This window comes from Oryzicola mucosus, from assembly GCF_014534685.1.
In the GTDB taxonomy this organism is placed as follows: domain Bacteria; phylum Pseudomonadota; class Alphaproteobacteria; order Rhizobiales; family Rhizobiaceae; genus Oryzicola; species Oryzicola mucosus.
Map to the genome: position 1 here is coordinate 675,587 of NZ_JACVVX010000002.1, position 24,980 is coordinate 700,566.

The 24,980-nt window shown below is 62.7% G+C and carries 20 protein-coding genes; 17 read left to right on the top strand and 3 right to left on the bottom strand.

Features of this window, described 5'->3' with window-relative positions:
- Positions 1 to 70: 70 nt before the first annotated feature.
- Both ICI42_RS09700 and ICI42_RS09705 read right to left on the bottom strand, forming a co-directional pair.
- Positions 71 to 1,186 (bottom strand): GNAT family protein, encoded by a 1,116-nt coding sequence (locus ICI42_RS09700; RefSeq protein WP_188164336.1) that lies wholly within the window; start codon positions 1,184 to 1,186, stop codon positions 71 to 73.
- A complete protein-coding gene (locus ICI42_RS09705; protein ID WP_188164337.1) occupies positions 1,183 to 1,857 on the bottom strand; it encodes a N5-glutamine methyltransferase family protein in 675 nt (224 codons plus the stop codon). Before ICI42_RS09705 ends, ICI42_RS09700 begins: the two co-directional genes overlap by 4 nt.
- Before the next feature lie 162 nt (positions 1,858 to 2,019).
- Here ICI42_RS09705 and ICI42_RS09710 point away from each other — a divergent pair, with 162 nt between their 5' ends.
- The 14 genes from ICI42_RS09710 (at position 2,020) to nadE (ending at position 19,292) form a co-directional block, all read left to right on the top strand.
- The gene (locus tag ICI42_RS09710) at positions 2,020 to 3,342 is read left to right on the top strand and encodes a lipopolysaccharide biosynthesis protein (protein ID WP_230980237.1); all 1,323 of its coding nucleotides are present in this window, start codon (positions 2,020 to 2,022) and stop codon (positions 3,340 to 3,342) included.
- A gap of 101 nt (positions 3,343 to 3,443) precedes the next feature.
- Positions 3,444 to 4,514 (top strand): GNAT family N-acetyltransferase, encoded by a 1,071-nt coding sequence (locus tag ICI42_RS09715; RefSeq protein ID WP_188164339.1) that lies wholly within the window; start codon positions 3,444 to 3,446, stop codon positions 4,512 to 4,514.
- A 131-nt stretch (positions 4,515 to 4,645) separates the two neighbouring features.
- On the top strand, positions 4,646 to 6,247 hold the full coding sequence (locus ICI42_RS09720; RefSeq protein WP_188164340.1) for a GumC family protein: 1,602 nt from the start codon (positions 4,646 to 4,648) through the stop codon (positions 6,245 to 6,247).
- Between the two features lie 12 nt (positions 6,248 to 6,259).
- Entirely contained in the window at positions 6,260 to 7,582 is a 1,323-nt protein-coding gene (locus ICI42_RS09725) for an O-antigen ligase family protein (RefSeq protein ID WP_188164341.1), read from the top strand.
- On the top strand, positions 7,579 to 8,355 hold the full coding sequence (locus ICI42_RS09730) for a polysaccharide deacetylase family protein (protein WP_188164342.1): 777 nt from the start codon (positions 7,579 to 7,581) through the stop codon (positions 8,353 to 8,355). The genes ICI42_RS09725 and ICI42_RS09730 overlap by 4 nt, the downstream gene beginning before the upstream one ends.
- Entirely contained in the window at positions 8,352 to 9,596 is a 1,245-nt protein-coding gene (locus ICI42_RS09735) for a glycosyltransferase family 4 protein (protein ID WP_188164343.1), read from the top strand. The genes ICI42_RS09730 and ICI42_RS09735 overlap by 4 nt, the downstream gene beginning before the upstream one ends.
- Positions 9,593 to 10,777, top strand: a complete 1,185-nt coding sequence (locus ICI42_RS09740) for a glycosyltransferase family 4 protein (RefSeq protein WP_230980238.1) — start codon at positions 9,593 to 9,595, stop codon at positions 10,775 to 10,777. The genes ICI42_RS09735 and ICI42_RS09740 overlap by 4 nt, the downstream gene beginning before the upstream one ends.
- Positions 10,774 to 11,193, top strand: coding sequence for a VanZ family protein (locus ICI42_RS09745; protein ID WP_188164344.1), 420 nt, complete (start codon positions 10,774 to 10,776; stop codon positions 11,191 to 11,193). The genes ICI42_RS09740 and ICI42_RS09745 overlap by 4 nt, the downstream gene beginning before the upstream one ends.
- Complete coding sequence (locus ICI42_RS09750) at positions 11,159 to 12,157, top strand: glycosyltransferase (RefSeq protein WP_188164345.1); 999 nt, start codon at positions 11,159 to 11,161, stop codon at positions 12,155 to 12,157. Before ICI42_RS09745 ends, ICI42_RS09750 begins: the two co-directional genes overlap by 35 nt.
- Positions 12,154 to 14,310, top strand: coding sequence for a glycoside hydrolase (locus ICI42_RS09755; RefSeq protein WP_188164346.1), 2,157 nt, complete (start codon positions 12,154 to 12,156; stop codon positions 14,308 to 14,310). Before ICI42_RS09750 ends, ICI42_RS09755 begins: the two co-directional genes overlap by 4 nt.
- Before the next feature lie 181 nt (positions 14,311 to 14,491).
- Positions 14,492 to 16,438, top strand: coding sequence for an asparagine synthase (glutamine-hydrolyzing) (gene asnB / locus ICI42_RS09760; RefSeq protein WP_188164347.1), 1,947 nt, complete (start codon positions 14,492 to 14,494; stop codon positions 16,436 to 16,438).
- 18 nt (positions 16,439 to 16,456) lie between these two features.
- Positions 16,457 to 16,714, top strand: coding sequence for an acyl carrier protein (locus ICI42_RS09765; RefSeq protein ID WP_188164348.1), 258 nt, complete (start codon positions 16,457 to 16,459; stop codon positions 16,712 to 16,714).
- A 26-nt stretch (positions 16,715 to 16,740) separates the two neighbouring features.
- Entirely contained in the window at positions 16,741 to 18,297 is a 1,557-nt protein-coding gene (locus ICI42_RS09770; protein ID WP_188164349.1) for a class I adenylate-forming enzyme family protein, read from the top strand.
- Positions 18,294 to 19,292, top strand: a complete 999-nt coding sequence (gene nadE / locus ICI42_RS09775; protein WP_188164350.1) for an NAD(+) synthase — start codon at positions 18,294 to 18,296, stop codon at positions 19,290 to 19,292. The genes ICI42_RS09770 and nadE overlap by 4 nt, the downstream gene beginning before the upstream one ends.
- 263 nt (positions 19,293 to 19,555) lie before the next feature.
- Here the strand turns inward: nadE and ICI42_RS09780 are convergent, their stop codons facing one another.
- Positions 19,556 to 20,737 (bottom strand): pyridoxal phosphate-dependent aminotransferase, encoded by a 1,182-nt coding sequence (locus ICI42_RS09780; protein ID WP_188164351.1) that lies wholly within the window; start codon positions 20,735 to 20,737, stop codon positions 19,556 to 19,558.
- Positions 20,738 to 21,102: 365 nt separating this feature from the next.
- Between ICI42_RS09780 and ICI42_RS09785 the strand changes: the two genes are divergently transcribed.
- The 3 genes from ICI42_RS09785 (at position 21,103) to ICI42_RS09795 (ending at position 24,841) form a co-directional block, all read left to right on the top strand.
- Complete coding sequence (locus tag ICI42_RS09785) at positions 21,103 to 21,816, top strand: nitroreductase (RefSeq protein WP_188164352.1); 714 nt, start codon at positions 21,103 to 21,105, stop codon at positions 21,814 to 21,816.
- A 154-nt stretch (positions 21,817 to 21,970) separates the two neighbouring features.
- Entirely contained in the window at positions 21,971 to 24,460 is a 2,490-nt protein-coding gene (locus tag ICI42_RS09790) for a mechanosensitive ion channel family protein (RefSeq protein WP_188164353.1), read from the top strand.
- 117 nt (positions 24,461 to 24,577) lie between these two features.
- Complete coding sequence (locus tag ICI42_RS09795; RefSeq protein WP_188164354.1) at positions 24,578 to 24,841, top strand: hypothetical protein; 264 nt, start codon at positions 24,578 to 24,580, stop codon at positions 24,839 to 24,841.
- Positions 24,842 to 24,980: the final 139 nt, after the last annotated feature.

Sequence of the window (24,980 nt, forward strand, 5' to 3'; positions counted from 1 at the left end):
TGTCCATCCTGAATTCAGCGGCAGTGGCTGTACTATAGAGGCGCTTGCGGCTCGGGCCAAACCCGCCGGTTCAGTCGAAGCGGTCGCCGATCAGGCGGCTCCAGTGCTCGCCCGCCAGCCCGTTGAAGAAGCCCTTGCCCTCTCGGAACGCGGCGACGATTGCCGGGTCCTTGGCGCGGATGACGGAGGAGGCGAGGTGGGTGAACGAGATGCGCCGCCCCAGCATGGCGTCCATCAGGGCAGGCTGGGTGCGTCCGCGCAGCGCCGAGGCGCCGGCCGCCGCCGCGTGGTCGATGAGTGCGTCGATGACGCTGCCCTCTTGTCCCGGCATGGCGAGAATCTGCAGCACTCTGGCGATGCCGCCCGGCTTGAAATGATAGACGAAGGCGCCGACCGGCGTGCCGGTGCGGGCCGTGACCTGCGCGAGCGTCATCGGGCCGTAGTCGCTCTTGCGAGCGGCGTCGGAAAGAATGTGCTCCAGCTGGCCCGGCGCCCAATCCGGCCTGACGGCGAAATGGGCGGTGAATTTGTCCATAAGCGGAATGAAAGCCTGGGTATCGATCTCCGCGACCGAGAAGCCTCCGCGCGGGGTGCGTGCCGATGGAATGCCCGACCAGCGCAACTCGTCGGCGCCCATGCGGCCGAGCAGCATGCGGTCGGCGCGCTGGACGACGGGCGAAAACATGCGCAAGGGGCGGATGCGTTCTGAGCCGACCTGGAGCGCGAACGCGCCGGGCCGGATGATGCGCAGCCAGTCGAGGCTGTAATTGGTCATCACCACGCCGCGCAGGCGGGTGAACATCGCCACCGAGGTTTCGCTGGCGGTTTCGCTGAACGAAATGTCCTGCGGCCCCGACACGAAAGCCTTGAGAAGCCGGGCGCCTGCGAGCGGGTCGGTCTCGTGGCCGTCGACCATCAGCGAGCCGCAGACTCCGGCCCGCAGCTTCGTGCCGTTGAACGTCATCGGCAGAGCGTTGCCGCCGACAAAACCGGAGATTAAGCCGTCATCGCCGACATAGACCAGCGACGGTATCTCCGGGTCGTTGCCCGGCGCATCGATGTAGAGATTTTTCAGATAGGCAGCCAGCGAGGCCGGGGGCGGGGTGCCGCGATCGCGGAAGACGCGCTGAAACAGGCCGGCGACGGCTTCGATGTCGTCTGGTCTGAGCGGCCGCGTCTCGCTCATGGAAGTTTCCGGACCTTGGCCACGCGGGGCCGCCCCTCGTCGTCATGAACGAACTCGACAGGCTCATAAGCCTTTGCGCGGGTGACCAGCGAAGCGGCCTGCCGCTCCTGCCCGACGCCGAACTCGAAGGCGAGCCAGCCACCCGGTTTCAGGAACGCAACCGCGTCCCGGACCAGCCGCTGGTGAATCGAAATGCCGTAGGGTCCGCCGTCGAAAGCCTCGCGCGGTTCGCTCTCCAGCAGATGCGCGCTTTCCGTCTCAAGTCGACCGGTGGAGATGTAGGGCGGGTTGCAGACGATCAGATCGACCTGGCCTTCCAGCCCCTTGCCGTCCAACGCGCCGAAAAGGTCGCCTTGCAGGATGGTCACGCGGTCGCCGAGGCGAAGGCGCTCGACATTGCGTCGGGCGGTGGCGACGGTGGAATCCGTGAGGTCCGCGCCCCAGACGCTTGCGCTCGCCTTGTTGCTTGCAACTGCAAGCGCGAGGTTGCCGGAGCCGCAGCACATGTCTATGACCGTGGCTGGCTGGCCGTCAGGCAACAGCCCTAAGGCAGTCTTGCCGAGAATTTCGGTTTCCTCTCGCGGTACGAGCACATCCGGCCCCAGTTCCAGCTCCAGACCCATGAAGTGGTGCAATCCGGTCGATGGTTCGTCTTGCGTGCCCTTGGCCATTCTCGAACGATCCCCTAACAAGGTAGAGCTTCCATAACGGGTCGAGGTAAACGGATGTTGAAATGTGCGCAGCGTTTATACTGTTAACTGCTGGAACACTTCCAGCCTGTATCACCGGCTACGACCCAATAGTGACTCCGTCCTAGAGACCAACCGAGGCAGATGACAGAAAAGCACGCAGTCGGTCAATTAAGGCGATTGCTGCCGATGGCCATGTCCTACATGGCATCCGGCGGCAGCCTTATCGTTGCCTCGGCCGCGCAACTCATCACCTTTGCCATCCTGGCGCGGTTTCTCGGCGTCGAGGAATTTGGTCTCTATGTTGCCGTGACCGCCGTCACCGCCATCGCTATCCATCTTTGCGGCTTGGGCGCTACGGAATGCCTTGTCCGGAGGGTCGCCCGCGACAAGTCGATATATCCCATCATGCTGGGCCACAACATCATCCTGACCGTGGCGAGTTCCGTCGTGCTCGTGGCGATCGGGTTGGTCGTACTGCCTTATTTCTATCCGCTGTCTCCGGATATGGCGATCAATGTCGGAGCGACGCTGCTTCTGCTCCTGACCAATATCCCGCTGGTTCGCGGCATCCTGCTGACGGAGCAGATTTTTCTCGGCCACAGCGATTTCCGCTCGGCCAACAAGGTCGTGTTGAGCTTCGGCCTGGCGCGCACCGCCGCCGCAGCACTTGCGTGCCTGGTGTTTGGCGTGAACACCATTGCCGAATGGGTCGTCTGGCAGTTTCTCTGCCACGTCATCGTGGCTGCGGGCTGCGTTTATTCCTTGCGAAATCTCGGCCGTCCAAAATACGGCATCGTCGGCGAGGAGATCAAGCAGGGGCTCTATTTCAGCATTCCGTTCATCATCCGTGCGGTGCGCCAGAACGCCGACCTTCTGATCCTGGGACTGGTCACGGCGCCTGAGATCGTCGGCAGCTACAGCGTCGCCCGGCGTATTCTGGAAAGCAGCTATCTGTCGGTCGAGGCGATGAACCGACTGATCTATCCGGGGTCGGCGCGTGCCTCGATGAACGGTTTGCATGCCGCGATGGGGCTGGTGAGGAAAGTCGCGATCGCGGCAGTCAGTATCAGTGCCGCGACTGCGATCACGGTGTTCATCTGCGCGCCGCTGCTGCCGCTGCTGTTCGGCCACGAATACGTGTCGATGGTCGATTTCGTGCGGATCCTGTGCTGGGTGGTGGTGCCGATGGCGATGTGGGCGATTGCCGTCGAGGCGTTGGGCGCCGCGGGCCATCACGCGGTGCGGGCAACGGTGATGGGCGGCGGAAGCCTCGTGGGTGCTGCCTTGACCGCCTGGGCTACATGGTACGCCCCGCCGACGGGCACGTTCATTTCCTTTTACGTGATCGAATTCATGATGGTGGGCATAAGCTGGGCCGTCTTGCTGCGGCTGGCCAGGTCGAGCCGGTCTCAATCGCAGGAACCCGTGGTCGATGCGCCGGTTGAGCAGGGCAAGGGAGCCTGATGGTTGCACGAGTGGTTGGGCCAACGCCAGAGAGTGAGAGAGACGGCGATCCAGGCGGCTCGCGCGACAAGCGCGTGGCCCCAGCCAATCGCATCCGCACAATGGAAATAAGCGACATCGGCGCGGTCGGGCGGTTGTTCAACATCGCTTTTCGCGGGAATGACCGACCGGCCTCGGAGAGCTTCACACGCTATTTCGAGACGCTGTTCTTCGGCAGTCCGAGCTATTCGCCGCAGCAGGGCAGCCTCGTGCATGAAAGCGCCGGCGGTATCGACAGCGCCCTTTTGTCCATCCCGATGCGGTTCGTCATCGGCGACCGCCCCCTGACCGGACGGCTCTTGTGCGCCTTCATGTCGAACGGTCGCAAGAGCGGTGTCGTGGGGGCAGCGCGGCTGTCGCGCAACCTCGCAACCAGCACTTCGCCGTTCTTCTTCACCGACAACGCCTCGCCGGTCAGCGCCGATCACTGGACCGCCGGCGGCGGCGACGTGCTGCCCATCCACAGCCTGGAATGGCGTCGCGACTTTCGCCCGTTCAACGCGCTTGCTCTCAGGGCCGCGCGGCGCAGGCCTGTGTTCGGTCATGGCCTGATCCGGTCCGGCCTGTCGCCTTTCGATATTCTGGCGCGGCGGTCCTTGCCATCCTATCGCTCGGCGCCGCCGCCCGGCATTCACGTCGTCCCCGTCGAGCTGGATCGATTTTACGCCCATGCCCGACCGATGACCGAGCGTTTCGCGCTGCGTCCGGCCTGGGATATGGATGAGCTCGACTGGCTGATGCGCGTGGCGGCGATGAACACCGCGCGCGGTGTTTTGAAGCTGGTCGAGGTTCGCGACGGAAACGAGAGGGTTGTCGGTTGCGTCCTCTATTTCGGCAAGCCGGGGGAAACCGCGCTGGTGCTGAACGTGCTGACGGTCGCAAAGCGTGAGCAGGATGTGGTCGCGGCGATGTTCGCCCATCTCGATGCCGAAGGCTACAGCGCCGCTCGCGGCATGGCGCAGCCCTTCTTCCTGAACGCTATTTTGCGGCAGCGCCGGCTAACCTTGAAATATGGCGGGTTTTTCTGCGTGAAATCCCCGAATGCGGAAATCCAGGATGCGATCCAGCGCAACGACATATATCTGGGAGGCTTGGCCTCGGAAAGCTGGAGCCGGTTGTTGACGGAGTTCTAGGAGTTCTAGCTCGAAAGGCTTATGCCGAAACTACTTTTTGCCTTAAGGGAAGATTCATCCCAAAAGTGTAGCAGTTCATCAAATTGCCATTGATCAACTGCAGGTGGTCCCGGGGTTCAGGGGAAAACGCAATGTACAAGCCATCGGAAATCCGGGAACGGCAGGCGGGCAGCGCCAAAGCGATAGCCCCCAGCGCCGGTGGCGGATCGTTGCTGGATCTGGCCGGGCATGAAGAGCCACAGGTCGCAAGCTATACCCAGCCGCGCGTCATCTCGCCCAAGGCGCAGCCGGGAGGGGAATCCGAGCCCGTAGCGCCGGAACCAACGGCCCCGGTCGTGACCGCCGACAGCGCTTTCATGGACCGCATAGCTGCGATCGGTGTCTTCGACGTTCTCCAGTGGGTCAAGCGTGGCCTCGCCTGGATCGTGTTGCTGTCCATCCTGTGTATCGGCGGCGCCTATGCCTATGCCAAGTTCGCGCCGCCGCGCTATACGGTCTACACCGATCTGGTCATCGATCCCACCAGCCTTCAGGTGGTGCAGAACGACGTTTTCGCCAGCAATCCGCAGCGCGACACGCAGTTGCTGGAGGTCGAGAGCAAGCTTCGCGTGCTGACCTCTCGCAATGTCATGACCAGGGTCATCGAAAGGCTGAACCTGACGCAGGACAAGGAATTCGTCGGCCCCGGTCCTTGGGCGCCGCTGATGTCCTATTTCGGCATCGAGCCCGAGCCGGTCACCGATAACGAACTCGCCGCCCTGCGGGCGCTGAACGAGCGCATCACGGCCCGGCGCGAGGAACGATCCTTCGTCGTCTCACTGGAGGTCTGGAGCGAGGATCCGGCCAAAGCCGTGCGCATTTCCGATGCCATCGTCGAAGCCTTCCAGCAGCAAGTGTTCCAGTCGTCTGCCGAAAGTGCCGCCCGCGTCGCCACCAGCCTGAACGATCGTCTCGACGAGCTGCGCACCAATGTGCGCGATGCGGAGGATCGTGTCGAAACCTTCCGACGCGAGCACGGCCTGCAAGGCACGAGCGGCGGCGATCTCCTGAGCACGCGCCTTGCGACCGAGCTGAACATCCAGGTGCTGGACGCGCAGCAGCGGCTGATCCAGGCCGAAACCCACTACAACGAGGTTCGGGCCGCTGTGCAGCAGGGCGATGTGGTGAGCGCTGCGACGTTGCAGTCGCCAGCGCTGACGAGCATGCGCGCCGAATACAGCACCCTGCAGCAGCAGGTCGCTTCGCTGTCGATGAACCTGGGTGCGCGCCATCCTCGACTGGTTTCGATGCGGTCGCAACTGGGCATCGTCCAGCAGTCCATCACCGACGAGGCGCGCCGCATTCTCGGCAATGCGAAGGCCGACATGGACCAGGCGCGTTCGACGCTCGATGCGCTGCGGGCGCGCGCGGAAACGGAAAAGTCGAATGTGTTCTCGGACAACGAGGCGCAGGTGCGGCTGCGCGCGCTGGAGCGCGAAGCCCGGGCCAGCGCAGCCCTTTACGAGACTTATCTGACACGCGCACAGCAGGTAACGGAGCGTCAGCAGCTCGATACGTCCAACATTCAGGTCATCTCCAAGGCGGTTCCGCCGCAGGCCCGCAGCTGGCCGCCGCGTACGGTTATCCTGCTTGCCGCGGGCGCTTTTGTCGGCATTGCGCTCGGAGTGGGGTTGGCCTTGTTGTTCGGCTTCATGAGATTTATGCGCACTCCGGAACCTGTTCCGGCGCGCTGACGGAGCGCTGCAATGGAGAGTGCTGCGGCAGGATCGAGTTCCGCGCCGATCGTCGACAGGAAGGCGATCGGCACAGTGCTGTTCATGGCGCTGTTTTTGTTTTCCTGGATTTCGCTGACGCCATTCTACGACCTGACCGGCGAGGCGGTGCTCGACCCGTCGGCCGGCAACTCCAACCGCCTCAACCAGATCGTGTTTCTGCTGCTGTTCGGCTGCATGCTGGTCTATGGCGTCATGCATCCGATGCGGCGGATGATCCTGCAGCCGCGGATCTTGCTGGCAACGATCTTCCTCTGGTTCCTGTTCGTCTCGGTGATGTCGGCGCATTCCAGCAACAGCATCAAATCGGTGATCCTGGCTGTTATGATGATCGTCAACGCCAGCATCTATCTCATGCTGCCGGCGTCGGAAAAGCACTTCGCCAAGATGCTGGCCATCGGCAGCCTGGCCGCGCTGGGATTGTCTTATTACGGCATCTTCATGCTGCCGCAGTTCTCGATCCACCAGGCAGCCGAGCTGCGCGAGCCGATGAATGTCGGTCTGTGGCGCGGGCATTTCCCCCACAAGAACAGCGCTGCCGCGGCGATGGTGCTGATGTCCTTCTTTGGCCTGTTCGTCATGAGGGCCTGGTCGCGGATCATTGGCGCGGTGATCTTCGCCCTGGCGGCCTTCTTCCTGATGCAGACCGGCGGCAAGACCTCGACGGCGATGCTGCCGCTGATTCTCGTGCTTGCCTTTATCGTCGAGCGTTTTCCGGTCCTGCGGATACCAGTGGTGGTGGGCGGGGTCGCGGCTTTCAATCTTTTCGCCGTCGGGTCGAGCGTCTACCGGCCCTTCGGTGAGTTCGTCGCCAGCCTGGGTATCGATGCGACCTTCACCAACCGGGCCGATGTCTGGCGCTTCGCGTTCGCCGCCATCGCCGAGCATCCATTCACCGGCTACGGATTCCGGTCGTTCTGGCAGACCGAAGAACTGCTCTACAGCGGCGGGCAGGTCGAGACCTGGGCCGTCGCGGCCGCGAACGGCCACAATTCGTTTGTCGATATCCTGCTCGCCACCGGAATACCCGGCCTGGTGCTGACGATCTTCTGGATCATCTTCATGCCGCTTCGCGACATTTCGAGGATAGATGCAAAGCAGGCGAGTCCAAACCTCACGAGATTTTTCCTTCGTGTATGGCTCTACGGTCTGTTTCATGCAGGACTTGAGAGTTTATTTTATGAAGGTGGTAACGTCTTGTGGTTTACCTTCGTGGTGGGGTTATACGGGTTTCGCTTCCAGTCGACGGCAACGCTTGTCGGCCGGGAGGCGGCAGGCAGGGCGACGGCGACATGAGTGGTTTTACGGACAGGCTCGACACCCTGGCGTCGCGCGTCATCAACAAATACAGCTGGAGCACCGTGCGCAAATCTCAGGCGATTGCCACGGATGTGCCGATCGTCAGCTTCACCTTCGACGACGTTCCCGATACGGCGCTGACCAACGGTGCCGCCATACTGGAGCGCTACGGCGCGCTGGGAACCTTCTACCTTTCCGGCAGCCTGATGGGTACCAAGGAAACGTACCGCAACATCATCGATGCCGAGGGGGCTCGGGAACTGGCCCGGCGCGGGCATGAGATCGGCTGCCACACCTATGCCCACCGAAAGGCGTGGAAGCTGTCGCCCGGTGGCTTAAGGCGCGACATCGAGAAGAACGGAGCGATGCTGGCGCGCGAGCAGATTGTGGACAGGGCCGAGAATTTTGCCTTTCCCTATAATGCGATGTCGCCTTTGGCGCGCGCCATGCTGCGCCGTCGTTTTCGCAGCTGCCGCGCGGCCAATGAAGGCATCAACCGCAATGCGATGGATCCCATCGCGCTGCAGGCGGTGGAGATTCGTCAGCCGGAGGATCACGCGCGTTCGCTGACCCGCTGGATCGACGACGTCGCGCAGACGCCGGGCTGGTTGATCTTCTTCACCCATGACATTGCCGATTTTCCGACGCCTTATGGCTGCAAGCCCGAGACGCTGGAGCGTCTGGTCAGCCATGCGGTTGCCAAGGGTTGCCAGATCCTTCCCGTTTGTGCTGCGCTAGACCGGCTGGAAGGCAAGGCAGAGGCGGCATGACGGCAAAACCGCACCCGCGTCTCCTCGCCGTCAACAACTACTTCTACCGCCGCGGCGGCGCGGAAGCGGTGTTCTTCGACCATATGAAGCTGTTCGAGGAGATCGGCTGGGAGGTGATGCCGTTCGCCATGCAGCACGAGCACAATCTGCCGTCGCCATGGTCGGATTATTTCGTTTCGGAGATCGAATACGGTCGGGAAAGCGGTCTTCTCACCAAGGCCAAGCAGGCGACGCAAGTAATCTATTCCTTCGAGGCGCAGCGAAACCTCCAGCGGTTGATGGAGAAGGCCCGACCCGACATCGCGCATGCGCACAATGTCTATCACCATATCTCGCCGTCGATCTTTTCGACATTGCAGGCGGCGAAGGTGCCTGTCGTGATGACGGTGCATGACCTGAAGCTCGCCTGTCCGGCGTACAAGATGCTGCGCGACGGCCATATCTGCGAGGCGTGCAAAGGGGGACGTATCTACAATGTCGCCCGCTACCGCTGCATCAAGGACTCCCTGTCGTTGAGCGCGGTGGTGTTCGCCGAGACCATGGTGCATCGCGGGCTGGGGCTCTATCGCCACAAGGTCGATCGCCTCGTCGTGCCCAGCCGCTTCTATATCGAGAAGCTGGTGGAGTGGGGATGGCCGCGCGAGAAGATGGCCTACATTCCGAATTTCATCGACGTCAGCCATTTGTCCTCGGACTGGGACGATGGCGGCTATTTCCTATTTGCCGGACGTCTTGCGCCGGAAAAGGGCATTGCCACGCTGATCCGGGCTGCGGCGAAAGCCGGCCAGAGGCTGGTGATTGCCGGCACGGGACCGGACGAGGCGATGCTGAAGGCTCTCGTTGCGGAGCTTGGCGCCGACGTGACCTTTGCCGGCTATGTGTCGGGCGAGGCGTTGCACAGGCTGATCGGCCAGGCGAGCGCGCTGGTGCTGCCGTCCGAATGGTATGAGAACGCGCCGATCAGCGTTCTGGAGGCCTATGCCATGGGCACGCCGGTCATCGGTGCGGCGATCGGCGGCATTCCCGAAATGATCGTGGAAGGCGAAACAGGCTTCACCGCGCGCAGCGGCGATGCCGACGACCTTGCCTCGGCGCTGAGCCGGATGGCATCGCTTGGCGCGGCGGGGCGAGCGCGACTGGGTGCCAAGGGGCGAGAGATGGTCGCAGAGAACTTTTCCGCCGAGGCCTATCGCAGCCGGACGCTCGATCTTTATCGCAGCCTTGGAGTGGAGCAGACATGAGCGCCACCGCAAAGACGGCGAGACCCAAGGTGATGATGCTCGGCCTGCGCGGTATTCCCGACGTGCAGGGCGGCATCGAGCGCCATGTCGAGGCGCTGGCGCCGCTTCTCGTCGAGCATGGCTTCGACGTCGAAGTGCTCGGCCGCGCACCTTATCTGCCGCAAAAGGAGGTTTCGACCTGGCGTGGCGTGACGGTCAAACCGCTCTGGGCGCCGAAACGCAAGAACACCGAGACGATCCTGCATACCGGGCTCGGCGTGCTCTATGCCGCCTGGAAGCGGCCCGACATCCTGCACATCCATGCCGTCGGTCCCGCGCTGCTGACGCCGCTGGCGCGGCTGTTCGGGCTGAAGGTCACGGTGACGCATCACGGCTACGACTACGACCGCGACAAATGGTCGAACTTCGCCAAGGCGATCCTGCGGGCAGGCGAGAGCGGCGGCATGCGGTTTTCCCAACTGCGCATTGCGGTGTCGGCGGAGATCGCGCGCACCATGCAGCAGCGCTTCAACGTGCCGGTGCATTTCCTGCCCAACGGCGTGACCGTGGGGTTCAGGCCGACACGCACCGACACAATAGACCGTTTCGGGCTGGAAAAGCGGCGCTACATCATGCTCGCTGCGCGCCTGGTGCCCGAAAAGCGACAGCTCGACCTTATCGCAGGCTATGCCGCGATGGCCGAGAAGGGCGGCTTCAAGCTCGCCATCGTCGGCGGCTCGGAGCATCCCGATGCCTATGAGAAAGAGGTCATGGCGCGCGCGGCGGCTACGCCCGGTGTGGTCGCCACCGGCTTCCAGTCCGGCGAGGCGCTGGCGCAACTGTTTGCCAATGCGGCGCTGTTCGTGCTGCCTTCCAGCCACGAAGGCATGCCCATTGCGCTGCTCGAGGCGCTGGGCAACGGACTTCCGGTGCTGGCGAGCGACATCGTCGCCAACAAGGAACTGAAGCTGCCGGAAGGCGACTATTTTCCGCTCGGCGATATCGAGGCGCTGGCGGAGGCGCTGCAGCGCAAGCTGGCCGTGCCGTTCTCGGAAGAGGATGCAGAACGCCAGATCGAGCGGGTGAAGCGCGACTATGGCTGGTCTGTCGTGGCCGACAGGACCGCTGCCTTGTATCGCGCACTGTTGAGCGGCCGGCCGGCGGGGGTGCTGGCCGAGAGCGGTGACGGGCAGAAGGCATGAGACGGGCGGCGATGGTCGCAGCCTGGCTGCTCCTGCTGTTTGTGCTGGCGGTCACCATATCGCCGATTGCCGACCGGCCGCAGAGCGGAATGCCGGTTCATTTCGAACGCGCCGGTGCGTTCGCGCTGATCGGTTTCCTGTTCGCATTCGCTTATCCGCACCGGCTTTTGCAGGTTTTCGCCATTCTGATCGCCGCCGCCGCAGGCTTCGAAGTGCTGCAAGGACTGTCGCCTGAGCGTCATCCGCGCATGATGGATATGCTGGTCAAGGCTGCCGGTGGCATGGTCGGCGCGACGATCGGCTGGTTCTGCTGCAACGTCGTAGAAAAGATGCGAAAGCCGGTATCGGGCAGCCAGGTCGAGAAAGAGGGAGGAAGGCGCGATGTCGGTATCGATCATCATCAAGACGCTGAATGAAGAGAAGCGGATCGCCGCGACCATCGAGAGCGCGCTTGCGGGCCTGCCCAACGGCAAGGGCGAGGTGATCGTTGCCGACAGCGGCTCGACCGACAGGACAATCGAGATCGCTTCCGGCTATCCCGTCATCGTCGCGCAGATTCGCGCGCCCGCCCAGGCAAGCTGCGGCATCGGCCCGCAACTGGGCTTTCAGTATTCCACCTTCGAGGCCGTGTGCCTGCTCGACGGCGACATGATCCTCGATCCGACCTTTCTGTCGGAGGCGCTGGCCTATCTTGAGGCCAATCCAAAGGCCGGCGGCGTGACGGGCCACATCGAGGAGATGCTGGTCAGCAATCTCGAATTCACCCGCCGCGTCCAGCGCAACGCGCCGGAACTGCGCGCCGGGCGCATCGACCGGATGAATGGCGGGGGGCTTTATCGCCGCGCGGCGATCCAGAGCGTCGGCTATCTGTCGGACCGCAATCTGCATGGCCATGAAGAGTTCGAGCTGGGCGCCAGGCTGCGCGCCGCCGGCTGGGAGCTGTATCGGCTGGACCGGCGCTTCGTGCAGCATTTCGGCCATACGATGAACTCCTACAAGCTGTTGGTGCGCCGCTGGAAGAGCAAATATCTGCGCGGCTCGGGCGAGGTGTTGCGCGCATCCTTCGGCAAACCCTACTTCAGCCAAGTGGTGAAGGATCTGCCCGAACTGAAGCTGTGGGTGCTCGTCTATGCCTGGATTCTGCTGTCGCTTGGCCTTTTGATCTTCATGCCCGGTAAGCTGGCCGCTCTTGGGCTTGTGGTGGCGCTAGCAGCTTCTATCGTGGCGCTGATGAGCTGGCGCAAGGGCAGCTTCCAGCTCGGCCTCTACACCGTGGTGGCGTGGCTGTTCCATGCCGCCGCCCTGCCGCTGGGCTTCTTCAAGAGCCGCCGCAAGCCGGATGACTGGATCGAGAGCGAGATGATGGGGCAGAAACAGTGAAGGCCGCCGCAACCGCCGCCCTCCTTCTGTCGCTTCTGCCCGGCATCGCCGGGGCGCAGGAATGGTTGCCGGTGCGCGAGGTATCGCTGGAGGTTGCGCCGGGAAGCCCGCTGGATTTCTCGGCTTTTCTACCAAATCCATCCATCGCGGAGACCGGCAGCATCGTAACGACGCCGGATGGGCGGCTGTCCTTCCAGGCGACGCCCGACAAGCCGGAGCGCCTGTTGTGCGCGTCGCTGGCCTGGAGCCCGGCGTCGGGCGGGTTTCCCGATCATGACACGGCCGACCGTTATGCCAAGCAGCTCGCCATGCATGGCTACAACATTGCGCGTTTCCATTTCGCGGATGCCGCGCTGATGGCAGACCGTGCGCGCGACTTCGATTTCGATCCAGAGGTGCTCGACCGTTTCCACTATCTTCTGGCGGCGTTGAAGAGGAACGGCATCTACTGGATCATGGACGGGCTTTCGTCCTGGCGCGGCGCCTATGGCGGCTATGAGGATCGCTGGGATCCGTCGAGCGACATCAAGCTGAAGCTGCATCTCGATCCGGCGACCTTCGAGCATTGGAAGATGCTGCAGGAAAGAATCCTCGGCTCGGTCAATCCCTATACGAAAAAGCGCGTCATCGAAGATGAGGCGCTGGCACTGGTGGTGCTGGCCAACGAGAACGGCATCGAGTTCGACAGCATCGTGCGCGAGCGCGGCCACCCGCATTATGACGAGGCGCTGCGCGCGCCTTTCAACGCCTGGCTGAAAGGCAAATACCAGACGACCCGGGCTCTGGCCGAGGCATGGCCCGATCTGAAGAGCGGCGAGCGCATCGAGAACGGCTCGGTGGAGTTGCCGCCCGACCGCTACAATGACAGCCCGCGCATTCGGGACCTGCAGGCCTTCTTCGTCGAGGTCGAAACGAAAACCGCCGAGGAGATGAGCAGCTTCCTGCGCGGTCTCGGCTATCGCGGGGAGATCAGCACCTACAACAACTGGCCCACCATTCAGACCGGGCTGAGCCGCCAGAACCTGCAGGCGGTGACCATGAACACCTATCAGGACTGGGTCGGCAGCTATATGCCGGGCGCGAAGCTGGAGCAGGCCAGCTCCATCGCAGACGGCGCCAACTATATGCGAATGATCGCCGCCGCGCGCTGGATCGGCCGGCCCTTCATCGTCACCGAATACGATCATCTGTTCTGGAGCCGGTACCGCTACGAGGCCGGGCTGGTGATGCCGTCTTACGCGGCCCTTCAGGGCTGGGACGTGTTGTGCAGGCACGGTCATGGTCCCATCGTGCTGGCCTATGGCGAGCCGTTTCCGCACAAGCGGCAGATGCTGCCTTATGCGATTGCGCTCGACCCGATCGCGCGTGCTTCGGAGACGATTGCCGCGCTGACCTATCGGCGCGGCGACGTGAAGACGGCGAGCATGCAGATTCCGTTCGCGGTGAGCGGTACGGAAGACCTGACCGAGGATGCTCAGGCGCGCGAGCCGGAAAACCTGACCGCGCTGGCCTTGGTGACCGGCATCGGCCTGCAGGCGCAGGCCAAGATGGATGGCAAGATCTTCGTCGGCCAACCTCGGCAGAGCAACAGCTTCGGCGCTGTTTTCAACGCGCTGCGCGAGACGGGCGTGGTGACGGCGCAGAACGGCACGGATGCGGAAGCCGGGCGCTTCGAGAGCGCTACGGGCGAAATCCTGCTCGACGAGCGGGCAGGGCAGTTGCGGCTTTCCACGGCGCTGACGGAAGGCGCTGCCTTCTCCACGCTGCGCGATCCCCTAGAGCTAGGGGCGCTGACCATCGCCCAGGCAGACGGCAACGCCATGGTGGCTGTCTCCGTGCTGGACGACGCTGCTTCTATCGCTGAAAGCAAAAAATTGCTTTTGGTCTTTGCCACCGACGCGCGCAACACCGGGATGCGGTTCCGGGACAGGGACGAGAAAATCATCGAGAATTTCGGCACATTGCCGGTGCTGATCCGCAAGGGATCTGTCGACATCCAGCTCAAGGGGATGGAGGGGCCATGGCGTATTTCGCCCGTCGGGCTCGACGGCAAGGTGCATAAGCCGATAGCCGAAGGCTCGGACGAACTCGCCGCCGAGATCAGCAACGATACGCCATCGGGGCCGACGACGTTTTTCCTTATCGAGCGGTGACGGGTCGCGGGTTTCCCGGAACGCTGCCGATGAAATGAAGGTGGAAACAGTTTAAGTCAAAATTCACCATTGTTGGAAAGGCCGGAATTTCCAGCGCATTTGGTCAGGCGGGTTTACTCTTTTTTCCGGCACGGCAATTATAAGCAATCCCGAAAACAACGGCTCGATGGGCTAAGACTTAATGTGCGGATTTGTCGGATACTGCGGCCACGACGTCGCCCCGGAAGAAGCGGGGACGTTGCTGCGTCGCATGACGACGGCGATTGCCCATCGCGGTCCCGATGAGCACGGCCATCACTCCGGCAAGGGCTTCGGCTTCGGCCACGCACGGCTTTCGATCGTCGGCCTCGCGGACGGCCAGCAGCCGATGTCGGATTCGACGGGCGAGCTATGGATCGCCTTCAACGGCGAAATCTTCAACTATGTCGAGCTGCGCGACGAGATGAAGGCGCGGGGCCGCCACTTCCGCACCGGCAGCGACACCGAGGTGATCCTGCATCTCTATGACGAGATGGGTCCGGACTGCGTCACTCGCTTCAACGGCGATTTTTCCTTCGCTATCTGGGACGAGCGGCGGCGGTCGATGTTCATCGCCCGCGACCGCATGGGCGTTCGGCCGCTGTTCTACACCAAGGTTGCCGACACCTGGTACTTCGCATCCGAGGTCAAGGCGTTGCTGGAAGTGCCCGGGGTTGCAGCCGAAATCGACACGGTGGCGCTCGACCAGATTTTCACGCTCTGGGCCCCGATTGCGCCGCGCACCGCCTTCAAGGGCATCAGCGAACTCGAACCCGGTTGGGCGATGCTGATCGACCGCGAGGGCCTCAAGACAAGGCCCTATTGGGAACTCGATTTCCCCGAAGCCGGCGCGCCGCCGCTTCATACCAACGAGCATGAAGCCGCCGAGGAGTTACGCGCGCTTCTGAGCGACGCCACCCGCATCCGCATGCGGGCAGACGTGCCGGTGGGAGCCTATGTATCGGGTGGGCTCGACTCGTCGATCACATCGGCGCTTGCGGTGCCGATGGCAGCCGAGGGGCTGCACACCTTCTCCGTCACCTTCGGCAGTGCCGAGCATGATGAGAGCAGCTTCCAGCAGGAAATGGCGAAGGCTTTGGGCACCCGGCATCACGCGGTCGCCTGCAGCGACGGCGACATCGCAGCGGTGTTCCCCGATGTCATCCGTTTCACCGAGCGGCCGATCATCCGCACCGCGCCGGCACCCTTGTTCAAGCTTTCGGGGCTCGTGCGCGAGCAGGGGCTGAAGGTGGTGCTGACCGGCGAGGGCGCCGACGAGGTGTTTGCCGGCTACGATATCTTCAAGGAAGCGCGCGTCCGCCGCTTCTGCGCGCGCCAGCCCGGTTCCACGATCAGGCCACATCTGTTCCGCAAGCTCTACCCCTACATCCCTGGACTTGCACAGCAATCGGCGGAATATCTCGCGGCGTTTTTTGGGGCGAACAACGACCCGCTCGACGACCCGCTTTATTCGCACCGGCCGCGTTTCCGCAGCACGGCGGCGGCCAAGCTGTTCTTCTCGGCAGAGCTGAAGGCGGAACTGGACGGCTACGACGCCACCGCCGAACTGGTCGAGCGCTTGCCGGAAGCGTTTTCGCGCTGGCACCCGCTGCATCAGGGGCAATATCTCGAGAGCCGCTTCCTGCTGCCGGGCTACATCCTGTCGAGCCAGGGCGACCGCATGGCGATGGCGCATGGCATAGAAGGGCGATTCCCGTTCCTCGATCACCGTCTGGTCGAATTCGCCACACGCCTGCCGCCGGAGATGAAGCTCAAGGGGCTGGTGGAAAAGCACATATTGCGCGAGGCGACGAAGGACCTTTTGCCCGAATTGATCAGCAAGCGCACCAAGCAGCCCTATCGTGCGCCCGACAGCGAATCCTTCATCGGCGCCGGCGACCTGGCCTATGTCAACGAAGCGCTGAGCGACGAGGCGCTGGCCGGCACCGGCTTGTTCAACGCCAAGGCGGTGCGCAAGCTGCATGACAAGGTACGCGCCGGCAACGTCACCGGTTTCCGCGACAACGCCGCATTCGTCGGCGTTCTTTCAACTCAACTCTGGTCTCAGGCCTTTGTGGGCAAAAGCTCCCGCAAATCGCTTGCTGCCTGACAACCCAAGGATGACATTATGAGCGACACGAAAGCGGCCGTGAAGGCCTTCATCATCGAGAACTTCCTGTTCGGCGACACCACCTACAAGCTGGACGACGAGGCATCGCTGATCGACAACGACATCATCGATTCCACCGGCGTGCTCGAACTCGTCGCCTTCGTGGAAGACCGCTACGGCATCACCATGGCCGATGCGGAGATCGTTCCGGCCAATCTCGATTCCGTCGCACGCATTGCGGCCTTCCTCGAGAGCAAGTCGGCCGCGGCCGCCTGATCGCACGGATTGGGAGGGGCGGTATCATGCGCTACGAGCGATATCTTGCGGAGAGCGCCCGGCTCTACGGGAGCAAGACCGCTCTTGTCGCTGGCGATCACCGCCTGACCTATGCCGAGTTCGACGCCTTGTCGTCGCGCCTTGCCGCCACGCTCGCGGCCAACGGCGTTGCACGCAACGACCGCGTGCTGGTGTTCATGGACAATGGCTGGGAGGCGGCGGTCTCGATTTTCGCCGTGCTCAAGGCGGGCGCCACCTTCAGCCCGATCAACCCGTCGACCAAGGCGGACAAGCTCGGCTTCATCATCGAGAACTGCCGGCCGTCGGCGGTGCTGACCACTGGCCGTCTGGCTGGTGTCGTCGAAGAGGCGGGGCAAGCTGCGGGCTGGAGCGGATTCATTGTCGCCACGTCCGGGCCAAGACCCTTGCCGACCGGTGTGATGGCGTTCGACGATGCCCTTGCGGGCGATGCCCTTGCGGGCAATGCCGAGGCGGTCGGGCATGGCGGCATCGATGTCGATCTGGCGATGCTCATCTACACTTCCGGTTCGACCGGGCGCCCCAAGGGCGTGATGATGACGCATCGGAACGTCGTGGCCGCGGCGACATCGATCACCACCTATGTCGAGAACCGCGCCGACGACATCATCCTGTGTGTTTTGCCGCTCGCCTTCGACTATGGGCTCTACCAGCTCTTGATGGCCGTCAAGATGGGCGCCACGCTGGTGCTGGAAAAGTCCTTCGCCTTTCCCCACGCGATTTTCGACCTTATCCGCCGGGAGGGGGTCACCGGGTTTCCGCTGGTGCCCACCATGGCGGCACTGATGCTGCAGATGCGCGAGCTGGAGCCGGGTTTCCTGCCCAGCGTAAAGTATCTCACGAATACCGCGGCGGCGTTGCCTGCCGAGCACATCGCAGCGCTGCGAGCGCTGTTTCCCGGCGCGCGGCTTTATTCGATGTACGGGCTGACGGAATGCAAGCGTTGCACTTACCTGCCGCCCGAGCAGCTGGACCACAGGCCGGGATCGGTCGGCATCGCCATTCCGAACACGGAAGCCTTCGTCGTCGACGACGACGGCAAGCCCGTGGCGCCCAATGTGCCGGGCGAACTCGTGATCCGTGGCCCGCATGTGATGCAGGGATACTGGGAAAACGAGGAAGCGACGAGGAAGATGCTGCGCCCCGGCGCCAATCCGTGGGAGAAGGTGCTCTACACGGGCGACCTGTTCCGCATGGACGAGGAGGGGTATCTCTATTTCCTCGGTCGAAAGGACGACATCATCAAGACGCGCGGCGAGAAGGTCGCGCCGAAGGAAGTCGAGATCGTCCTTCACGCCTGTCCGGGTATCGCCGAAGCCGTGGTCTTCGGTGTGCCGGACGAGGTCCTGGGGCATGCCATCGGCGCAATGGTGGTGCGGTCCGATCCTGACCTGACCGAACGCGATGTCATCCGGCACTGCGCGAAATATCTCGAAGATTTCATGGTTCCCAAGGTGGTGGAATTCCGCCAGGAACTGCCCAAGACAGACACCGGCAAGGTGAGCCGCCGGCTCGCCGCGGAGACAATGGAACCTGCCCGATGAACACACACGCCAAGCCTTTCTCCCCCGAAACACTCGTCATCGACGCTGAAGCGGAAGTCGAACGCATCACCGCCGAAATGCGCAATCTGCTGCGCACCCAGCTCAAGCGGCGCGGTTTCGTGCTGGGCATTTCGGGCGGCATCGATTCCAGCGTCAGCGCCGCACTCGCCGCCAAGGCGGTGGGCTCGAAGAACGTCTTTGCCGTGTTCACGCCGGAAAACGATTCCGACCCGTTGAGCCATCGCCTCGGCAAGGCCGTGGCCGACACTTTCGGCATCGAGGCCAAGCTGGAAGACATTGGGCCCGCGCTCAAGGCTTTCGGCTGCTATGAGCGCCGCGATGCGTCGATCCGCGAGATCGTTCCTGAATACGGGGAGGGCTGGGCTTCCAAGGTTGTCATCGCCAACTCGCTGTCGGGCGACGGCTTCAGCATCTCGCAGCTCGTCGTACAGGATCCGGAGGGTAATCAGCGAACGGTGCGCATGACGCCGTCAGCCTATCTCGGCGTGGTCGCCGCCACCAACATGAAGCAGCGCGCCCGCAAGCAGATCGAATATTATCACGCCGACCGGCTGAACTTCGCCGTCATCGGTACGCCGAACCGGCTGGAATACGACCAGGGCTTCTTCGTCAAGGGCGGCGACGGTCTGGCCGACATCAAGCCCATCGCGCATCTCTACAAGTCGCAGGTCTATCAGCTGGCCGAATACCTCGGCGTGCCGGAAGAAGTGCGTCGCCGTCCGCCCACCACCGACACCTATTCGCTGCCGCAGTCGCAGGAGGAGTTCTACTTCTCACTGCCCTACGACAAGATGGACCTATGCCTCTACGGGCTGAACAACGGCCTGTCTGCCGACGCGGTCGCTTCCGCCGCTGGCCTCACCGCCGAGCAGGTCGGCTTCGTCTGGACCGACATCGCCGCCAAGCGCAAGACCACGCGCTATCTGCATCTCGGCCCGCAGCTGATCGAGCCGGTGAGCGAGATCAGCCACTAAGGCTGGTTTTGGAAGGGCGCTCGTAACCTCACTATTACGGTTCGGTGGGTGCTCCATGGCGCCCCCCTCTGTCCTGCCGGACATCTCCCCCGCATGGGGGGAGATCAGGCCCTCATGACGGCTTTCGCCAATCTCAGACGCTCCAAAAGAAGCGAAGGCAGTCCAACTGCTGATCTCCCCCCATGCGGGGGAGATGTCCGGCAGGACAGAGGGGGGCGACGTAGGGCGCGACTGAAACTGCGAACTCGTCGTCGAATGATCAATCACACTTTCGCATCGCCATAGCCCGACGCAAACCGAACGATCCGCTGCGCCGCCTCGCGCAGCACTTCGTCCGGCTGGCATAGGCTGATGCGGATATGGCCGGCCGCGGCATCGCCGAAGCTCGATCCCGGCATGACGCTGACCTTCTCGGCGTCGAGCAGAGCAAAGGCGAATTTTTCGCAGTCCGGCTCGATGGCGCGGATGTCTAGCATCACATACATACCGCCCGCCGAACCGCGCACGACGAACCCGTTCGAGCCGTGAATGCCATCCAGCAGTACCGAGCGCCGCGCGGCATAGAGGGCGGCGATGTCGGCCACGCCATAGTCGTTTTCGAGCGCTTCGATGGCGGCGCGCGAGACGAAGTCGGTGAGGCCATAGGTGGTGACGAGGTTGAGGCTGATCAGCAACTGGATCATCGAAGCAGGCCCTGTCAGCCAGCCGATGCGCCAGCCCGTCATGCCGTGGCTCTTGGACATGGAGTTGATAACCAAGGTGCGCTCGGCCATGCCCGGCAGCGAGCGCGGCGAAATGTGCTCGCCGCCGCCCAGCGTCCAATAAACCTCGTCCGACAGCAGCCAGAGATCGTTACGGATGCAGAGGTCGGCGATGCCTTCGAGCGTCTTTCTCGAATAGACCGCGCCTGTCGGGTTGTTCGGGGTATTGATCAGGATGGCGCGGGTGTTCGGCAGCAAGGCTGCGGCAATCGCATCGGCACGCGGCTCGAAACCGTCGGCGGCTTCGGCTTCCACCACCGTGAAGTCGGCGCCGGCGGCACGGAAGGTGCCGGGGTAGGTGGCGTAATAGGGTGCGACGACGATGGCATGGTCGCCAGGATCGACCACGGCCTGCACCGCCGCATAGAGCGCCAGTTGCCCGCCGGGCGTGGCGATGACCTCGTCGGCTGACGTCTCGACGCCGGTGCAACGGGTGGACAGCCGAGCCATGGCCTGGCGCAGGCGCGGCAGGCCGGGCAGCATCGTATAGTGATGGAAGCCGGAGCGCACGGCTGTGACACAGGCCTCGACGGTTTCAGACGGCGTGTCGAAATCGTGGTCGCCGACCGACAGCATGATGATGTCCTCACCGGCCTGCTTGCGCATCATGGCGCTGAAATGCACCTCCCAGCCATCCTTGCCGGATGGAATGATGCCTGCAATGCGGGATGAAGGCTTTGGCATGACGATATCCGTTCTCTCGATCTGGTCTCATGACCTGGTGCGGCTGTAGCCGAAGCGGAAGGGATGCGGAAGCCCACCACGACCCGGCGAATCTGACAGAGCGCTGATCTCAGCGCATCCGAAATCCTTTGAGCCAGACGCGGTCTCCTGCCATTGCGTCAACAGCCGGCTCTGGCAATGCACCGAAGATTCTCTTGCGGGATCATGGCTTAAGGTGCAAATGCTGAGATCGATCGACGGCGAGGGTGTTCCGAAGCGGCTCGCGGCCTGGATACATCAGAGTGTTCGCAGCCGCGGTCCGAGAGGCAACAGCAGGGGACTTTGCGCGTTGCTGCTTTGCCCCGGAAGTTTGAAGGGAACTGCCAATGCTGGCGCCTGAGCGTGGAATGACGGACGATGCCGACATTGCCGAGACCGTCGACGAGGCGATCGCGACGCGGCGGTCGGTGAGGGCGTTTCTGCCAAAGCCGGTGGACGAGACGCTGATCCGCGAAATCCTCGACCTTGCCGCCCGTGCCCCATCCGGTACGAACATGCAGCCCTGGCGTACCTATGTGACCACAGGCGAGACCAAGGCAAAAATCTCCGAGGCCATCCTGAATTCGGGCATTCGCGCCGAGAAGGTCGAATGGGATGAATACAAATATTATCCCGAGAAGTTCTTCGAACCCTATCTGACGCGCCGCCGCACGGTGGGATTCGCGCTGTATTCGACGCTCGGCATCGGTCGCAGGGATGTCGACCGCATGCGCGAGCAGCATGACCGCAACTTCGTCTTCTTCGACGCGCCTGTCGGCATGATCTTCACCATCGACCGCAGGCTCAACAAGGGCTCGTGGGTCGATTACGGCATGTTCCTGCAGAACATCATGATCGCAGCGCGTGCACGCGGGCTACACACCTGTCCGCAAGCGGCGTTTGCTCCCTATCATCGGCAGATCAGGCCGATCCTCAATCTCGCCGACGAGGAGATCGTCGTCTGCGGCATTGCGTTGGGCTACGAAGATACTTCCAAGCCGGAGAATCACTTTCGCACCGAGCGCGCGCCGCTGGAAGAGTGGACGACCTTCCTGAAATAGGTCTTGCCTCGTCAGGACGACCCGGAACGACCATCATTGTGCCACACGATTGCGCAGGTTAGGCCTTCGCCGAAGCCGATTGCACCCATGGGGTTGCCTCCTTTATGAATTTCTCGGTTCGAACGCTGCGAACCGAAGCGAATGCCGAGAAGTCATGATCTCAAGAGCCTTGCGATACTCAATCCTGTTCGTCGTGCTGTTTGCCGCGTCTTTCGTCCCGCAGGCCGGTGCGCAGCAACTGGGGCGTGCCCCAGCCGGCATCGTCGCGGACCAGCAGAAAGTCATCGAGCAATTGAAGGCGCAGGTCCTGACGCTTGAGCAGGACATGACAAAAAGCGCGGAGGATGACAGCCGGCTTCTGGAGATCCGGCTGGAGCTGGAGCAGCTTTCGCAGCAACTGCTCGGCAGCGCGGTGGCGTTTCGGCCGAAGCTGACGGAAATCAACGAGAGGCTGACGCAACTTGGCCCCGTGCCGGCGGAGGGGCAGCCGGCCGAGCCGGATATCGTTTCCAGCGAACGCGAGGCGCTGACGGCGGAGAAGGCCGAGATCAATGCGGTGATCGGGGTGGCCGAAAACCTCTCGATCCAGGTCAATGGCATGATCGACCGCATCGGCGAGATGCGGCGCGACCTGTTCCAGAATCTTCTGACAAAACGCTATGACATCGACTACGCACTGTTCTTCGAGGTCCTGAGCGATTTCCAGGGCGAAATGGGCGACCTCTATGGGTCCGTAGCGTCGTGGTGGCGCTTCGTCTGGTCGTTCAAGCTGAGTTCGGTTCTGGGCGTCACCTTCTTCGGCGTGCTGGCGGCGGCGGTGCTTCTCGTCGGCGGGCGTCGGCTGTTCGGCAAGGTGTTCGAGCCGGATCCGATGGTGGAAGAGCCGAGCTACCTCAGCCGTATTTCGGTGGCCTTCTGGTCGACCTTGCTGCCCACCGCCACGCTTTCGGTGTTCCTGGGCATCACCTATTTCCTCTTCCGGTATTTCGAAATTCTGCGCGACGACATCGGCATCATGATGGGCGCGCTGTTCTATGTCATCCTGATGGTTTTCTTCGTCCATCGGTTGGGCAGGGCGATTATGGCGCCCAACATGCCCAATTGGCGTCTCGTGCCGGTGCGGACGGGAGCGGCCCGCTCGCTGATGTGGCTGGTGACCGCGACGGCCCTTTTCAGCGGCATCGATTATTTCCTGTCCACGGTCTATCAGGTGCTCGGCGCGCCGCTGACGCTGACTGTAGGCGAGGCGCTCGGCGCCACCGTCATCATCGGCGTGCTGCTGATCATGATCGGCTTGGTCAAGGCCTTGTCGACCACCGAAGGGACCGCCAAACCCTGGCCGTGGTATTTCCGCTATTCGCTTTATATGATGGGCGGCGCCACTCTGGCTGCCGCACTTCTGGGTTATATCGGGCTGGCCCGCTTCCTGTCGCAGCAGATCGTCGTGACAGGCGCGATTCTGGGCACGATGTATATCGGCCATCTCTCGGCGCGCGCGATGTCGGAGGAGGGCGCCTTTGCGCACACGTCCTTCGGCGATCGGCTGGGAAAATGGTTCTCGACCGACGAGACCACCTTGGACCAGCTCGGGCTGGTCATCAGCATCGTCATCAATGTCCTGGTCATTGTCATCGGCCTGCCGCTGATCCTGCTGCAGTGGGGCTTCCAATGGGGCGACATGTGGGTCTGGCTCGTGCGCGCCGCCGGCGGCTTCAGGGTCGGCAGCTTCAGCTTCTCGCCGTCCGGCATCCTCACCGGCATCATCATCTTCACGCTGGGCTATTTCATCACGCGCTGGTTCCAGAACTGGCTCGACGGGTCGGTCATGGCGCGCGGCAAAGTCGATGCGGGCGTCCGCAATTCGATCAGCCTGGTGGTGGGTTATGCCGGCATGGCGCTGGCGGGAATCATAGCGGTATCGGCTGCCGGCATCGATCTTTCCAGCCTGGCCCTGGTCGCCGGCGCCTTGTCCCTCGGTATCGGTTTTGGTCTCCAGAATATCGTGTCGAATTTCGTGTCCGGCCTGATCCTGCTGGCCGAGCGTCCGTTCAAGGTCGGCGACTGGGTTACGGCGGGCGCCGTTTCCGGGACCGTCAAGAAGATCAGCGTTCGCGCTACCGAGATCGAGACGTTCCAGCGGCAGACAATGATCCTGCCGAATTCGGAATTCATCAACAGCGCGGTCGGCAACTGGACGCATCGCAACAAGCTCGGCCGTATCGATATCAAGGTCAATGTAGCCTATGACAGCGATATCAATCGCGCCTTCCAGATTCTCAAGGAAATCTCCCAGGCGCATCCGCTGGTGCTCAAGAACCCCGAGCCATTCATCGCCTTCACCAATTTCGGCCCAGCGGCGCTGGAATTCGAAATGCGCGTCACCCTTGCCGATATCCTCACCAGCGGCACGGTGCAGAACGACCTCCGCTTCGCCATCTTCAACGAATTCGAGAAGGCCGGCATTGCCATACCGTCGACTGCGCGCGCGCAGACGCCCGTGCCCGAACAACCCCTCGACAAGGCAAGCGAGGATGAGCGCATCGAGGCGGAATATGAGGCGTTGCTGGCACGGCAGCAGGAAGCGAAGGCCGCCACCGCCGCGTCGAAGAGGCGACGCAAGCCCAAGGGCCCCGACCCTGCCTGATATGTGGCATGAATTTGGCATTCAGTTGGCGTTCAGCTTGGATCGTCTATAAGCTTTCATGAAAACGGGCGACAGTGCCCGCTCAGGCAACAGGGGCGGTGGCAACACCGGACTGACATGAAGAGAATGATGATCGTGCTGGCTGGTGTCCTGGGAGCTGCTTCGGCCGCTCACGCCGCAAGCGTCACCAATCTCGACGCTGAAGCTTACACGCTGACCGTGACCGACGGTTCGACCAAGTCGCAGTTGGCTGTGGCTGCCGGCGAGACGGTGGAGTTCTGTTTGAAGGGCTGCTTCGTGACCATGCCCAATGGCGACCGCGAAGCGCTGACCGGCGGTGAGACGCTGGAAATTTCAGGCGGCACCGCCCGCGTCAAGTAAAGACGCGGCGCAAGCTGCTTCGTAAGCCGGGTCCGAAAGGGCCCGGTTTTTTCATGGAGCGATGTCTTCCCGTTCGGTTTTTGGTCGGTGTGTCGTTCGCATCGATTCCGTGTCGCAAACAGGCCGAAAATCGCCTTGC